Origin of the sequence: Enterobacter sp. CCUG 70166, from assembly GCF_020224095.1 — a bacterium.
In the GTDB taxonomy this organism is placed as follows: Bacteria; Pseudomonadota; Gammaproteobacteria; order Enterobacterales; family Enterobacteriaceae; genus Enterobacter; species Enterobacter intestinihominis.
Genome location: NZ_NRIQ01000015.1, coordinates 101,902 through 116,331, shown reverse-complemented (window position 1 = coordinate 116,331; position 14,430 = coordinate 101,902). Strand labels below are relative to the sequence as shown.

Below are 14,430 nucleotides of genomic sequence, written 5' to 3'. Positions count from 1 at the left end.
TAATCAGTCAAATGTTCGTGAAGTGTAACAGATTGGGCGCATTTGCCCTACGTTTCAACCACCGTGAAAGAAACGCGCCGACTGCGCTTCGGGGGATAAACTCGCCGCTAACCCATTGTCTTCATTGCGGCTATTTTGCTCACCATCGCCTTCACGCAGACGAAACTCTTCGTCCTGAGCCGTAGCCTGCTCCACCAGTTCCGGATTAATCTCGCGTTTAACTTCCACCCCCAGGCTGCGAAACGCCTCCGCCTGCGCCAGCAAATTGCCGCGCCCGGAGGAGAGTTTTTTCATTGCCTGGCGGTAGTTATCCTGCGCGCGATCCAGGCTTTGCCCCACCGAGGACATATCGTCCACAAACAGCCGCATTTTGTCGTACAGCTTGCTGGCGCGATCGGCAATCTGCTGCGCGTTTCGGCTTTGGTGCTCATAACGCCACAGGTTGGCAATGGTACGTAACGCCACCAGCAGCGTGGTGGGGCTGACCAGCATAATGTTATTTTTCAGCGCTTCGGTGATCAGTTCGGGCTGTCTGTCGAGCGCCAGCAGGAAGGCTGGCTCAACCGGAATGAACATCAGCACATAATCCAGCGATCGCAGCCCCGGCAATTGTTGATAATCTTTTCTGCCCAGCAGACGGATATGGTTACGCACGGAGGCGATATGCTCCTGCAACGCTGTTTCGCGGGTATAGTCATCTTCCGCGTTGAAGTAGCGCTCATAGGCCACCAGCGTCATTTTGGCGTCGATAACCACATCTTTGCCCTGCGGCAGACGAACAATGACATCCGGCTGCATTCGCGAGCGCGCATCGTTTTCAATGCTGACCTGCGTTTCGTATTCGTATCCTTCACGCAGGCCAGAGGCCTCCAGCACGCGCGTCATGACCACTTCGCCCCAGTTTCCCTGCGCTTTGTTATCACCTTTCAGTGCGCGCGTCAGGTTAACCGCCTCCTGAGCCATCTGCGCATTCAGCTGCTGGAGATTACGGATCTCATGCGCCAGCGTGTGGCGCTCGCGAGCCTCCTGACCAAAGCTGTCCTGCACCTGACGGCGAAAGCCGTCCAGCTGTTCACGCAGCGGCGTCAGCAGGCTGTTCAGGCTCTGGCGGTTCTGCTCATCCACGCGGCGATTGCTGTGCTCAAAAATGCGGTTCGCAAGGTTCTCAAACTGCTCGCTAAGACGCTGCTCGCTGTTGATCATCTGACGGATTTTGTCTTCGGCGTGCAGTTGGGTGGATTCAAGGCGGGTGGTCACTTCCCGGAGATCGGCCTCCAGCGAGGTGTTAATGTCGCGCAGATTGCGCAGTTCGTTATTGAGCAGTTCACACTCATCGCGCCAGTGGTCACACAGCGCAAGCTGTTGTTTCGTCGCGCTGAGTTCGGCGACGATCTCTTCGCGCTCTGCCAGCTGATCGGCTTTCTGCTGAGCATGTTGGTAGCCGCAAATGAGCCAGCCAATCCCCACGCTCACCAGCGCAACTACCGCATAAACCAGGATTGAGATATCCACAATGCCCCCTGCATCCACGTGTAACCCGCACAAAATAGAATTGTGCTGTATGAACGTCCAGTTTGAAAGGGTTTTCCTGCGAGGCGTTACGCAAAAAAGAAAGGCCGAGCATGTCGGCCTTTTAGCACTGAAGAGAGAATTAGATCAGACGGCGCGCCGCTTCAACCACGATTTTCACCGCATGGCTTTCAGTCTGCTTCATGGTTTCAGCGTTCGGGATCTCCTGCTGGGTACGGTTGACGATAACGCCCGCCACCATACCGGCACGCAGACCCTGGCTTGCGCACATGGTCAGCAGCGTCGCAGATTCCATTTCGTAGTTCATGACGCCCATCGACTGCCACTCTTCCATTGAGCCTTTGAAACGGCTCACCACGCGACCAGAGAAGGTGTCGTAACGCTCCTGGCCCGGGTAGAAGGTATCGGAAGATGCAGTGACGCCCACGTGGGTGGTGGCGCCCACGGATTTCGCCGCTTCAACCAGCGCGGTGGTGCATTCGAAATCAGCCACTGCCGGGAATTCCATCGGTGCAAAGTGCAGGCTTGCCCCGTCCAGACGCACGGATGCGGTGGTAACCAGCACGTCGCCCACGTTGATGTGCGGCTGAATGGCGCCTGTGGTGCCGATGCGCAGGAAAGTACGAATGCCCAGCTGTGCCAGCTCTTCAACGGCGATAGAGGTAGACGGGCCACCGATACCGGTAGAGCACACGATCACCGCTTTACCGTCCAGCTCTGCGCGCCAGGTGGTGAATTCGCGATGCGCTGCCAGCTTAACCGGCTTATCCATCAGCGCGGCGATCTTTTCCACACGCTCAGGATCGCCAGGGACGATAGCAAGCGTAGCCCCTTGTAAATCGTTTTTAGTGAGGCCGAGATGAAAAACATCAGACTTAGACATAGGTGACTCCTCTGTGGGTCGGTTTGTCAGAAGAAGTAAAACGGTACTTTACAGAAGCAATGTGCATTATTTCGTGACACACCTCACCATGAATGAAAATGATTGCAGTTAATTTCCATAAAATGGTGATTCACATCACATTAACAAGTTATATCGCCGGGTGCTGCACAAAAGATAGACGCTATAAGGCACTGTGGGTTGTTAACCTGGTGTCTATATTTATCTTTGCGCTAATCCATTCATTGGTACGGAGAATGCCATGACTGAAAAAACCGGTTTTGCACCTGCTGCGGCCCCGCATGCTTCAACCATCGTCTCAACCCCTGAAGAGGCCATTACCGCAGGCGAGACCTCCATTCCCTCCCAGGGAGAGAACATGCCAGCGTACCACGCGCGGCCAAAATCCGCCGATGGCCCGCTGCCCATCGTGATCGTGGTGCAGGAAATATTTGGCGTTCATGAACATATTCGCGACCTCTGCCGCCGTCTGGCGCTGGAGGGTTACCTGGCCGTTGCGCCGGAACTCTATTTCCGTCAGGGCGATCCGAATGATTACAGCGACATCCCGACGCTGTTCAGCAACCTGGTCAACAAAGTGCCGGACGCGCAGGTGCTGGCCGATCTCGACCACGTTGCCAGCTGGGCAGCGCGCAACGGTGGCGATGCGCATCGTCTGATGGTGACTGGCTTCTGTTGGGGCGGACGCATTAGCTGGTTGTACGCCGCGCATAACCCGCAGCTAAAAGCGGCCGTGGCCTGGTACGGCAAGCTGGTGGGTGAAAAAACGCTGAATTCACCGAAGCAACCTGTTGATATTGCCACGGATTTAAATGCGCCTGTGTTGGGGCTCTATGGCGGTCAGGATACCGGGATCCCGCTTGATACGGTCGAGACCATGCGCCATGCGTTGCGGGCGGCAAACGCGAAGGCGGAAATTGTGGTGTATCCGGAAGCCGGGCACGCCTTTAATGCCGATTATCGTCCGAGCTATCACGCGGAATCGGCGAAAGATGGCTGGCAGCGGATGCTGACATGGTTTAGCCAGTACGGCGGGAAAAAAGCGTAAAAGCAAAAAGCCCGGTGGCGGCTACGCCTGACCGGGCCTACATTTCATCAAGCCTGACGCAAATTCTGCGCCGCCTGCACCATGTTCGCCAGCGCCGCGCGGGTTTCAGGCCAGCCACGGGTTTTCAGGCCGCAGTCCGGGTTTACCCAAAGACGTTCCGCCGGGATGCGCTGGGCCGCTTTTTGCAGCAGCGATTCAATCCACTCCACGCTTGGCACATTCGGGGAGTGAATGTCGTACACGCCCGGCCCGATTTCGTTCGGGTAGTCGAACTCTTCGAACGACTCCAGCAGCTCCATGTCTGAACGCGAGGTCTCGATGGTGATCACATCGGCGTCGAGCGCGGCAATGGAGTCCATGATGTCGTTAAATTCGCAGTAACACATGTGGGTGTGGATCTGCGTATCGTCCTTCGCGACAGCCGCGTTGAGGCGGAACGCCTCCACGCCCCACTGTAAGTAAGCATCCCAGTCGCTGCGACGCAGCGGCAAACCTTCACGCAGCGCAGGTTCGTCGATCTGAATGATGCCAATCCCGGCCGCTTCCAGATCCGCAACTTCATCGCGCAGCGCCAGGGCGATCTGTTTGGCGATGGTTTCCCGGGTTACGTCTTCACGCGGGAACGACCAGCAGAGAATGGTCACCGGACCCGTCAGCATGCCTTTTACCGGTTTGTCGGTCAGAGACTGGGCATACTTCGCCCACTCCACGGTAATCGCTTCCGGGCGGCTGACGTCGCCGATTACCACCGGCGGCTTCACGCAGCGGGAGCCGTAGCTCTGCACCCAACCGTTCTGGGTAAAGACAAACCCGTCCAGGTGCTCACCGAAGTATTCCACCATGTCGTTACGCTCGGCTTCACCGTGCACCAGCACGTCCAGACCTAAACGTTCCTGCTCGACAATCGCCTGTTTGATGTGTTCCGCAATACCGGTGCGGTAGTGATTCGCATCCAGATTGCCCTTTTTGAAGTCCAGGCGCAGGCTGCGGATCTCGGTAGTCTGCGGGAAGGAGCCGATTGTCGTGGTCGGCCACGCGGGCAGGTTAAAGCGCGCACGCTGGGCTTCGGCGCGCACTTCATACGGGCTCTGGCGCTGGCTGTCCCGGGCGGTGATGGCCGCCAGACGTTTTTCCACTGCCGGGTTATGCACGCGCGTCGAGTGACGGCGCGCCTGGATCGGAGCGCTCCAGTCGCTAATCGCTGCCGTGTCGCCGCTGTTCAACGCGTCGCGCAGCAGAGCCAGCTCCTCACACTTTTGCAGGGCGAAGGCAAACCAGCTTTTCACCTCAGGGTCGAGTCGGGTCTCCACGCTCAGGTCAATCGGGCTATGCAGCAGGGAACAGGAAGAAGCCACCCACAATTCACGTTTACCGACTATGTCTTTAATTTGTGCATATTTCTCGGTGAGATCGGCACGCCAGACGTTACGACCATTCACCAGACCGGCAGAGAGCAGCCAGTCCACTGGCAGACGCTTGTGCAACTCTGCTACATCGTCTTTGCCGTGAACGAGGTCAACGTGCAGACCCTGAACCGGCAGCGCGGTAATGGTTTTCAGGTTCGGCGTGACGCCTTCGAAGTAGGTGGTCAGCAGCAGCTTCACCTGCCCGGTGAGCGCGTTATACGCCGGTTTGAAGGCGTCCAGCCACGCCTGCGGCAGCTCAAGCACCAGCGCCGGTTCATCGATTTGCACCCACTGAATGCCGCGTTTGCCCAGCTCAATCAGCACCTGCTTATAAACCGGCAGAATGTCGTTCAGCAGGCTGAGGCGGTCGAACTGTTCGCCTTTCACTTTGCCCAGCCACAGGTAGGTTATCGGCCCCAGCAGCACGGGTTTCACCTGGTGACCCAGCGCCAGCGCTTCGTCCACTTCATCCAGAAGCTGGGTCCAGGTCAGTTTGAACTGCTGGCCTTTAACGAACTCCGGCACCATATAGTGATAGTTGGTGTTGAACCACTTGGTCATTTCCGCCGCCGCCGCTGGCTCACCCGTTGGCGCGCGGCCACGGCCGATGCGGAACAGGGTATCGATATCCACCGATCCATCGTTGTTCTGATGACGAGCCGGCACGTTGCCAAGCAGCAGGCTGGTGGTCAGAACATGGTCGTACCAGGCGAAATCGCCCACCGGCAGCAGGTCAATGCCCGCCTGTTTTTGCTGATCCCAGTGACGCGCGCGCAGCTCACGTCCCACCGCCAGCAGTTCTTCACGGGTGGCGTTACCTGCCCAGTAGCTTTCTTGCGCTTTTTTTAGCTCGCGACGCAGGCCAACGCGAGGGAAACCGAGAGTGTGAGTGCGGATTGTCATGGTATGCCCCTTGTGAAATTCGTTATTTAGACGTCCAGATGTTTACACATCTATAATTGGCAGGTACTGTATATTCCTCAAGCGCAAAATGTTCATGGCGAAGTGAAGGACTTTCATGATCGAGATAAAACACCTGAAAACGCTACAAGCGTTGCGGAACTGCGGTTCTCTTGCGGCGGCAGCGGCCACGCTGCACCAGACTCAGTCTGCCCTTTCTCACCAGTTCAGCGATCTGGAACAACGCCTCGGCTTTCGTCTTTTTGTGCGTAAGAGCCAGCCTTTGCGCTTTACGCCGCAGGGCGAAATTTTGCTTCAGCTGGCGAACCAGGTGCTGCCGCAGATTGCCAGCGCGTTGCAGTCCTGCAACGAGCCGCAGCAGACCACCCTGCGCATCGCCATTGAGTGTCACAGCTGTATTCAGTGGCTGACCCCCGCGCTTGAGAACTTCCGCCAGAAGTGGCCTCAGGTGGAGATGGACTTCAAGTCCGGCGTCACGTTTGATCCTCAGCCGTCGCTTCAGCAGGGTGAGCTGGATCTGGTGATGACCTCAGATATTTTGCCGCGCAGCGGTCTGCACTATTCGCCAATGTTTGATTTTGAGGTGCGTCTGGTGCTGGCCCCGGACCATCCGCTGGCCGCCAAGACGCGTATCACGCCGGAAGATCTGGCAACGGAGACGCTGCTGATTTACCCGGTACAGCGCAGTCGTCTGGATATCTGGCGCCATTTCCTGCAACCCGCAGGCATCAGCCCACAGCTGAAGAGCGTGGATAACACGCTGCTGTTAATTCAGATGGTGGCGGCCAGAATGGGAATTGCGGCGCTGCCGCACTGGGTGGTCGAGACGGTTGAACGCCAGGGTCTGGTGGTTACCAAAACCCTGGGTGAAGGACTGTGGAGCCGGCTGTACGCCGCCGTGCGCGACGGCGAGCAGCGTCAGCCGATTACGGAAGCGTTTATTCGCTCAGCGCGGAACCACGCGTGCGACCATCTTCCGTTTGTGCGGAGCGCGGAGCGACCCAGCGGCGATGTACCCACAGCGAAGCCAGGATCACCGTTCCCCCAATAAGGAAACTCGGCCAGTGCGGCTGTTCCTGCCAGATGGCGAGGTTCACCAGTAGCCCCGCCGGCACGTGCACGTTGTTCATGATCCCCAGCGTTCCGGCGTCTACCTGCGTCGCGCCGTAGTTCCACATAAAGTAGCCCAGCCCCGAGGCCACCACGCCCAGCCAGACCAGAACGCTCCACTGCACGGTGGTGGTCGGCAGCTTTTGCGGGTTGCCGAGCATAAACCATGCCGCAATCGCGACAATCGCCGCGCCCATATAGAACCACGCAAACGCGTTATGCTGCGGCATCGGGCGGGTCTCCATGAGGCGTTTGTAGCCCACCATCCCGATGGCGAAGCTGATATTGGCGAGCTGGACGAACATCAGCCCGGTCCAGAAGTGATCGCTCACCTTGTCATAGCGAATTATCGCCGCGCCAATGACTGCCAGCGCCGCGCTCAGCAGATATCCCCAGCGCAGGCGGCGCCTGCTGAGCAGGTCGTAAATCAGCGTGATATAGAGCGGCGTGAGCACGGTAAAGAGCAGAAATTCCGAGACGGAGAGGTAGACGTAAGCCCGGAAGCTGAACAGGTACATGATGCCGAGCTGCATTGCGCCTACCAGCATGTACAGCAGAATGGTTTTCAGCGATTGCCCGCGGGTACGCAGGAACGGCAGGAACACCAGCGCCGCCAGCCCCACACGCATCAGCACCGAAAAGTAGCTGTCGACCGATCCGGCAAGGTATTCGCCAATCAGGCTAAAGGAGAAGGCCCACAGAATAGTGGTGATAATGAGTAGCGCCACAATGCTTGTCTCTCAGAAAGAAGGAGAGGCATTGTAGCGAACTCTTTAGTTGACATCTGAACAATAAACAATCAAATGAAGATTATTCAAGGAACAGTTTGCGCAAATACTTAGGTACCGCGTTGTCTGCGTTGGTGCCAATCACTTCCAGCTCCGGGTGCAGATCTTTCAGGCGCTGGTGCGCGTTCTGCATGATGCAGCCTTTGCCCGCCATGGAGAGCATCTCGGCATCGTTCATGCCATCGCCGAACGCGATGCAGTCTTTCAGATCAAAGCCCAGACGCTTCGCGACCGCTTCCAGCGCGTGACCTTTGGACACCCCGCCCGCCATCACTTCCAGACAAGTCAGCGTGGAGAAGCTCACGTTCACGCGGTCTCCCCAGCGGGCGTTGATCGCCTGCTCCAGCGGAAGCAGCGCTTCGTGACTTTCGCAGGTAAAGAACACCTTGCTGATCCCTTCAGGATCCAGCAAACCCGGTTCATACAGGGAGTAGTTGAAGACGGCTTCCTTGAAGAAACGCATTTCGTCCGGGCGATGACGGTTCATAAGCCACTCGTCGTCGCGATAAACGTTAGTGACGATATCCGGGTTGTTATGCACAATGCCGAACAAATCAGTGGCGATGTCGCGATCGAGATTGTGGGTAAAAATCAGGTTGCCGTCCGTGTCGTGTACGCGCGCACCGTTGGAGGTGATCATGTACGACTTGATCTCCAGGTTATCGCGGATCTGCCCCACGTCCACGTGGTGGCGGCCGGTGGCGAACACAAAGTTCACGCCACGGGCAGTCAGGAGTTTTAAGGTCTCTTTCGCATAAGGCGACAGGGTGTGGTCGGGGGAAAGCAGCGTGCCATCTAAATCAGATGCAACAACCTGGTACATAGGGATTTCAACCTCTGGTGGAAAACAATAATTAGTTATGCCTGTTGAAAAATTCAACAATGGCGTTGAGCGCGACTGAGCGCATAGCGTCCTTTTCAAAAAGGATCTCATGGTACGCACCGTTGATGACCAGCGGTTTACCCCCTTCACAGGGATGGCCCGCCGCGGCGCGAAGTTCACAATAGCGGTCATGCATGCGGTTATCCACCACACGCTCTTCTTCCGCCTGGATCAGGAGCGTCGGCGTGTCATCATCGCCTACGCCCGCCAGCACCTGCTCACCGGCATGAATACCTTCCCGCACCCAGTGCCAGGTGGGGCCGCCGACCCGCAGACGCGGTTCATCGGCATAAAAACGCAGGTTGCGGCGATAACGCTGCCGACTGTGGGTTAACACGTTGATGGCAAACGGCAACGCCCGCCAGCGTCCTGTTCCTATGGCATAGCCTTCACGAATGCGCTGATGGCCCTCAGCCCAGTCGAGAAGATGGCGCACCATCCAGTCAGGAAAACGTATCACAATGCCGTACATCGGCGCGGTCAGCGCAATGGCGTCGCACTGGTGCTTATGGCGCTGCAAAAACAACGTCGAGATCGCGCCCCCCATGGAGTGGGCAAGAATATAACGCTTGCGCCACGGTCCGGGCTGCACTTCCTGCTGCCAGAACGCGGCCAGATCGTCGACGTAATCGCTGAAGTTATCCACGTGGCCGCGATGGGTATCCGGCAGCATCCGGCCGGAAAGCCCCTGCCCGCGATGGTCGATAATTAACACATCAAAGCCCAGATGGAACAGGTCATACGCCAGCTCGGCATATTTGATATAGCTTTCGATGCGCCCGGGGCAAACCACAATCACCCGGTCATTTTTTTCATCATGGAAACGAACGAAGCGTACCGGGATATCCCCGACGCCCATAAACTCATCTTCCTCACGCTGGCGCCAGAAATCGGTCAGCGGCCCCATGGAGAAAGCAGCAAATGCGTTTTCTCGTGTTTCCCAGTCCTTTTTCTGCTGAAACATTGGGTTTCCACCCCCCGTAATTCAGGGAATATCGTTTTTTTCGTCACCGGTCACAAAATGACTCAACAATAGCGTATTGTGGCATAAAAACAGACGATCCGGGAGTTTCAAATGACCTTCGAGTGGTGGTTCGCTTACCTGCTGACATCCATCATCCTCAGCCTTTCACCTGGCTCGGGCGCAATCAACACCATGACCACCTCCATTAATCACGGCTATCGCGGCGCGGCGGCGTCAATTGCTGGTTTACAGACAGGGCTTGGCATTCACATTGTGCTGGTGGGGATTGGTCTGGGCACGCTGTTCTCCCGTTCGGTGCTGGCCTTCGAGGTGCTGAAATGGGCTGGCGCAGCGTATCTTATCTGGCTGGGTATTCAACAGTGGCGCGCCGCAGGCTCGATTGATCTGCATACGCTCTCCCGGACGCAAACACGCGGCCACCTGTTTAAGCGCGCGGTATTCGTTAACCTGACCAACCCGAAAAGCATTGTGTTCCTCGCCGCCCTGTTCCCGCAGTTTATCGTGCCGCATCAGCCCCAGGTGATGCAGTACGTGGTGCTGGGCGCGACCACCATTATTGTCGATATCATTGTGATGATTGGTTACGCGACGCTGGCGCAGCGAATTGCGGCGTGGATCAAAGGGCCTAAGCAGATGAAGGCCCTGAACAAAGTCTTTGGTTCGCTGTTTATGCTGGTTGGCGCGCTGCTTGCGTCAGCGCGTCATGCTTAGCGAGAAATGATGAGATGAATGCCGAAGCCGGCGAACAGTGCGCCGGCAAAGCCGTCGATCCACTTCGCGATGCGCTGGTAGCCGCGACGCATCGCCGGTAAAGCAAACAGGCTTGCCACAACGGTAAACCAGGCGAACGTCTCAACAACGATTAGCAGGAAGATCCCCCAGCGCGCGCCCGCACCGACGTTATCCCCTACAAACAGCGAGAACACAGAGCCGAAGTAAATAATCGCTTTCGGGTTCGCCAGGTTAGTCAGCAGCCCTTTCACAAAGCTACGGCCGCCCGTTGCCAGCTCAACCTTTGGCTCTTCCGGCTTTTTCTCTTCTTTCTTCAGCGCCCCGCGCAGCATCTGGTAGCCCATCCAGCACAGGTACAGACCGCCGCCAACCATGATGATGTTATGCAGCCACGCCATTTTCGCCAGGATCAGGTTCAGACCAAGCAGCGCAACCGCCGCCCAGACCATAACGCCCATGGTGATACCGAGCACACCCATCATCGCCTCTTTGCGGGAGCGGCTGACGGCCGTTTGTGACACGAAGAAGAAGTCAGGGCCAGGGCTCATCAGCGCAACGATGTGCACTAACGCCACGGTGAGAAATAGCATTAACATAATTAGCTCGCGGGGAAATAATGTAGTGAGTCATCATCCTGGCACTTTTTCGCCCGGCTGACTACTCCTCATCATCACCATCAGCGTGGGAACGGATAAGCGCCATAAACTCTTTACCAAAGCGCTCCAGTTTGCGCGTGCCGACGCCGTTGACGCTGAGCATCTCGCTGGCGCTGAGTGGCATTTGCTCGGCCATCTCGATCAGCGTCGCGTCATTGAACACCACGTATGGCGGGATGTTCTCTTCATCGGCAATGGCTTTACGCAGCTTGCGCAGCTTGGCGAACAGCTTGCGATCGTAGTTGCCGCCGTAGGATTTCTGCATCACGCGCGGCTTCAGGGCGACGACGCGCGGAACGGCGAGCTTCAGTTCAACCTCACCGCGCAGGACCGGTCGCGCCGCTTCGGTAAGCTGAAGCGCAGAGTGCTGGGCAATATTTTGCGTGGCAAAGCCGAGATGGATCAGCTGGCGGATGATGCTTACCCAGTGCTCGTGGCTCTGGTCTTTCCCGATGCCGTAAACCGGCAGCTTGTCATGACCCATATCGCGGATACGCTGGTTGTTAGCCCCGCGCAGCACTTCAACGACGTAGCCCATCCCAAAGCGCTGGTTAACGCGTCCGATAGTCGAGAGCGCTTTGCGCGCGTCCATCAGACCGTCGTACTGCTTCGGCGGGTCGAGGCAGATATCGCAGTTGCCGCACGGCGCCTGACGCCCTTCACCAAAGTAGTTGAGCAGCACCAGACGGCGGCAGGTTTGCGCTTCGGCGAAAGCACCCATCGCGTTAAGCTTGTGGCGTTCGATATCCTGCAACTGCCCCTGCGGTTTCTCCTCAAGACAGCGGCGCAGCCACGCCATATCCGCCGGATCGTAAAACAGCATCGCTTCCGCAGGCAGGCCATCACGCCCGGCGCGGCCGGTTTCCTGATAGTAGGATTCGATATTGCGCGGGATATCAAAGTGCACCACAAAGCGCACGTTAGGCTTGTTGATCCCCATCCCGAACGCCACCGTTGCGACCACGATTTGCAGGTCGTCGCGCTGGAATTTTTCCTGAACGTCGGCGCGGATGTGGTTTTCTAACCCGGCATGGTATGCCGCCGCGCTAAAGCCGCGATTTTGCAGACGCGCAGCGGTGTCTTCCACCTTCGCGCGGCTGTTGCAGTAGATGATGCCGGACTTGCCGCGCTGCTCCTGCACGTAGCGCAGGAGCTGATCCAGCGGCTTGAATTTTTCCATCAGCATATAGCGGATGTTCGGCCGGTCGAAGCTGCTGACCTGAATATAGGGGTCTTTCAGCCCCAGCAGGCGAACGATGTCCTGACGCGTGGTGTCATCCGCCGTGGCGGTAAGCGCCATAAACGGCAGCTCAGGGAAGCGCTGACGCAGCTGGCCGAGGGCGGTATATTCCGGGCGGAAATCGTGCCCCCACTGGGAGATACAGTGCGCTTCATCCACCGCCAGCAGCACCGGGTTCCAGTGCGCCAGGTGGTCGAGGAAGTTGTCCAGCATCAGGCGCTCTGGCGCGATATACAGCAGGCGGATCTGCCCGGTGCGGCACCCGGCCATCACCTCTTGCTGCTGCTCGCGGGTTTGCGTCGAGTTAAGACAGGCCGCCGCCACACCGTTGGCAAGCAGCTGGTCGACCTGGTCTTTCATCAGGGAAATAAGGGGGGAGACCACAACCGTCAGGCCATTAAGTACCAGCGCGGGCACCTGATAGCAGAGCGATTTTCCGCCGCCGGTCGGCATGACCACCAGGCAATCGCGGCCTTCCAGCACGGTTTCAATGATGGTTTCCTGGCCAGGACGGAACTGCTGGTAGCCAAAGGTTTCATGCAAAACCTGTTTAGCCAGCGATTCCTGATTCAATACTTCCGCCTGCGCCACGTTAACCCCATATGCCAGAAATGAAACAGGCGCTATTTTCAGCGCCTGAGAGAGAAACTTCAACGTTTAACGCAAAAACATTCGAGCAGCTTAGAAAATATCGTTCAGCATGACGCCCACACCAACGCGGGTCTGGTTGAAGTTATAGTCAATCAGCGATTCGCCATAACCGCTATACACCTGGGTATAGAGACGAACGTGCTTCGTCACCGGATAGCTCAGGCCCAGCTCTGCGCCGCCGTAGCCGGTATTCCAGTTGTACTGCCCTTTGGCGCTCAGCACCGCGTCACCCAGCTGATAGCCCACTTTAAGCTGATAATAGCCCATGTATTTGGTGATATCAGGATTGTCATCGGTGCTGCCCACCACGTACCACGGCTTCACTTCCACCATGAAATTGCCGTTCTGCGCCATCAGACGCGTATAAACGCGATTCCAGCTGCGTGAGGTTGGGTCGGAACGACCGTTGGAATCGTGGTTATAGCCCACCTCCACGTCTCGCAGCGTCCAGCCTGCAAACTCATAATCAGTGGCGAAACCGAGGAACAGCTGCGGTTCATAGTTGGTTTCGCGGAACGGTGAAGATTCCCCGCTGTTGGAGAGCTGCCACCATGACTTCTGCGTGTAAGATGCACCAAGCACCGAGTTCGGCCCCAGGATGCCGCGCCATAACGGGAAGGCCAGGCTGAGCTGGAACTTCACCTCATCTTTACGCGCATTGTCAGACCAGTTATAGGAACTTATCGCCTCTTTGTTGAGATCGCTGGTCTGGGTATAGATCACGTAGTTTGTGTCATAGGGGTAGAGCGTGAACGGATTGTCATGCTCCTGAAGCATATTGGCGATGATGCTGCCCTGAACGGCAGGTTTATCATGCACTTCTTTGATCGTCGCTTCCTGCGCATATGCTGTGAGGGGCAGCGCAACCGCCGCCAGTAACCAACCCAGATACGTCCGCATCGGTGGTGTTCTCCTGAAATTGTGACATTTAATGAATAGTTTTGTCCGGGCATTCTACAGACTTCTGCGATAACTTCCGCTTCCTCGTTTCTTAAAGTGGCATTCCTTTATCCTGAAGCATAAAATCAACATTTTGTTAACAACAAGGATGCCACGTCAGATGTCAGCCACACTCACCGCCGAAGAAACCTTAAAGCTCGTGGGCGAGATTTTTGTGTACCACATGCCATTCAACCGTGCACTGGGTCTTGAGCTGGAGCGATACGAAAAAGACTTCGCTCAGCTGAGTTTCAATAATCAGCCAATGATGGTCGGTAACTGGGCGCAAAGCATTTTGCACGGCGGAGTGATTGCCTCTGCGCTGGACGTGGCGGCCGGTCTGGTGTGCGTGGGCAGCACGCTGACGCGCCATGACACCATCAACGAAGATGAGTTACGCCAGCGCCTGTCGCGCATGGGAACCATCGATTTACGCGTCGACTATCTGCGTCCGGGACGCGGAAACCGCTTCACCTGCACCAGCAGCCTGCTGCGCGCCGGGAATAAAGTTGCCGTCGCCCGCGTTGAGCTGCATAACGAGGAGCAGGTTTATATCGCCAGCGCAACCGCCACTTATATGGTGGGTTGAGACGGCAAATTCGGGTAAAATTACTTCACTTTTTTGTAACGGATTTTCCCG

13 protein-coding genes are annotated in these 14,430 nt (G+C 56.9%); 4 read left to right on the top strand and 9 right to left on the bottom strand.

Translation table 11 applies throughout. The annotated features are described in order from the left end of the window. Nucleotides 1–54: 54 nt before the first annotated feature. On the bottom strand, nucleotides 55–1,512 hold the full coding sequence (gene rmuC / locus CKK19_RS07870; protein ID WP_023299053.1) for a DNA recombination protein RmuC: 1,458 nt from the start codon (nucleotides 1,510–1,512) through the stop codon (nucleotides 55–57). 139 nt (nucleotides 1,513–1,651) lie between these two features. Next, a complete protein-coding gene (gene udp / locus CKK19_RS07865) occupies nucleotides 1,652–2,413 on the bottom strand; it encodes a uridine phosphorylase (protein WP_003860792.1) in 762 nt (253 codons plus the stop codon). 259 nt (nucleotides 2,414–2,672) lie between these two features. Here udp and CKK19_RS07860 point away from each other — a divergent pair, with 259 nt between their 5' ends. Further along, complete coding sequence (locus CKK19_RS07860; protein WP_023305234.1) at nucleotides 2,673–3,479, top strand: dienelactone hydrolase family protein; 807 nt, start codon at nucleotides 2,673–2,675, stop codon at nucleotides 3,477–3,479. A 47-nt stretch (nucleotides 3,480–3,526) separates the two neighbouring features. Here CKK19_RS07860 and metE read toward each other — a convergent pair whose 3' ends face one another. Further along, nucleotides 3,527–5,788, bottom strand: coding sequence for a 5-methyltetrahydropteroyltriglutamate--homocysteine S-methyltransferase (gene metE, locus CKK19_RS07855; RefSeq protein WP_063853761.1), 2,262 nt, complete (start codon nucleotides 5,786–5,788; stop codon nucleotides 3,527–3,529). A gap of 115 nt (nucleotides 5,789–5,903) precedes the next feature. Here metE and metR point away from each other — a divergent pair, with 115 nt between their 5' ends. Then, nucleotides 5,904–6,857, top strand: coding sequence for an HTH-type transcriptional regulator MetR (gene metR, locus CKK19_RS07850; RefSeq protein ID WP_015570000.1), 954 nt, complete (start codon nucleotides 5,904–5,906; stop codon nucleotides 6,855–6,857). Here metR and CKK19_RS07845 read toward each other — a convergent pair. The 3 genes from CKK19_RS07845 to pldB all read right to left on the bottom strand — a co-directional run bounded on the left by CKK19_RS07845 (nucleotide 6,745) and on the right by pldB (nucleotide 9,551). Continuing rightward, nucleotides 6,745–7,644: a carboxylate/amino acid/amine transporter gene (locus CKK19_RS07845; protein WP_045309031.1), complete on the bottom strand. Its 900-nt coding sequence runs from the start codon at nucleotides 7,642–7,644 to the stop codon at nucleotides 6,745–6,747. The two genes, metR and CKK19_RS07845, sit on opposite strands and share 113 nt — an antisense overlap. Before the next feature lie 82 nt (nucleotides 7,645–7,726). Continuing rightward, a complete protein-coding gene (gene yigL / locus CKK19_RS07840; protein ID WP_063853762.1) occupies nucleotides 7,727–8,527 on the bottom strand; it encodes a sugar/pyridoxal phosphate phosphatase YigL in 801 nt (266 codons plus the stop codon). 31 nt (nucleotides 8,528–8,558) lie between these two features. Next, a complete protein-coding gene (gene pldB / locus CKK19_RS07835; protein WP_022646668.1) occupies nucleotides 8,559–9,551 on the bottom strand; it encodes a lysophospholipase L2 in 993 nt (330 codons plus the stop codon). A gap of 111 nt (nucleotides 9,552–9,662) precedes the next feature. On the opposite strand from pldB, the gene rhtB reads away from it, so the two are divergent. Next, nucleotides 9,663–10,283: a homoserine/homoserine lactone efflux protein gene (gene rhtB, locus CKK19_RS07830; RefSeq protein ID WP_006812363.1), complete on the top strand. Its 621-nt coding sequence runs from the start codon at nucleotides 9,663–9,665 to the stop codon at nucleotides 10,281–10,283. Here the strand turns inward: rhtB and rhtC are convergent. The 3 genes from rhtC to pldA all read right to left on the bottom strand — a co-directional run bounded on the left by rhtC (nucleotide 10,280) and on the right by pldA (nucleotide 13,751). Next, nucleotides 10,280–10,900 carry a threonine export protein RhtC gene (gene rhtC / locus CKK19_RS07825; RefSeq protein ID WP_006179256.1) on the bottom strand — a complete coding sequence of 207 codons (621 nt, stop codon included), beginning with the start codon at nucleotides 10,898–10,900 and terminating at the stop codon, nucleotides 10,280–10,282. The two genes, rhtB and rhtC, sit on opposite strands and share 4 nt — an antisense overlap. 61 nt (nucleotides 10,901–10,961) lie before the next feature. Then, nucleotides 10,962–12,791, bottom strand: a complete 1,830-nt coding sequence (gene recQ, locus CKK19_RS07820) for an ATP-dependent DNA helicase RecQ (RefSeq protein WP_063853764.1) — start codon at nucleotides 12,789–12,791, stop codon at nucleotides 10,962–10,964. A gap of 90 nt (nucleotides 12,792–12,881) precedes the next feature. After that, nucleotides 12,882–13,751 carry a phospholipase A gene (gene pldA, locus CKK19_RS07815; RefSeq protein ID WP_022646666.1) on the bottom strand — a complete coding sequence of 290 codons (870 nt, stop codon included), beginning with the start codon at nucleotides 13,749–13,751 and terminating at the stop codon, nucleotides 12,882–12,884. A gap of 160 nt (nucleotides 13,752–13,911) precedes the next feature. Between pldA and yigI the strand changes: the two genes are divergently transcribed. Then, nucleotides 13,912–14,379 (top strand): acyl-CoA thioesterase YigI, encoded by a 468-nt coding sequence (yigI, locus tag CKK19_RS07810; RefSeq protein ID WP_006812366.1) that lies wholly within the window; start codon nucleotides 13,912–13,914, stop codon nucleotides 14,377–14,379. Nucleotides 14,380–14,430 lie beyond the last annotated feature (51 nt).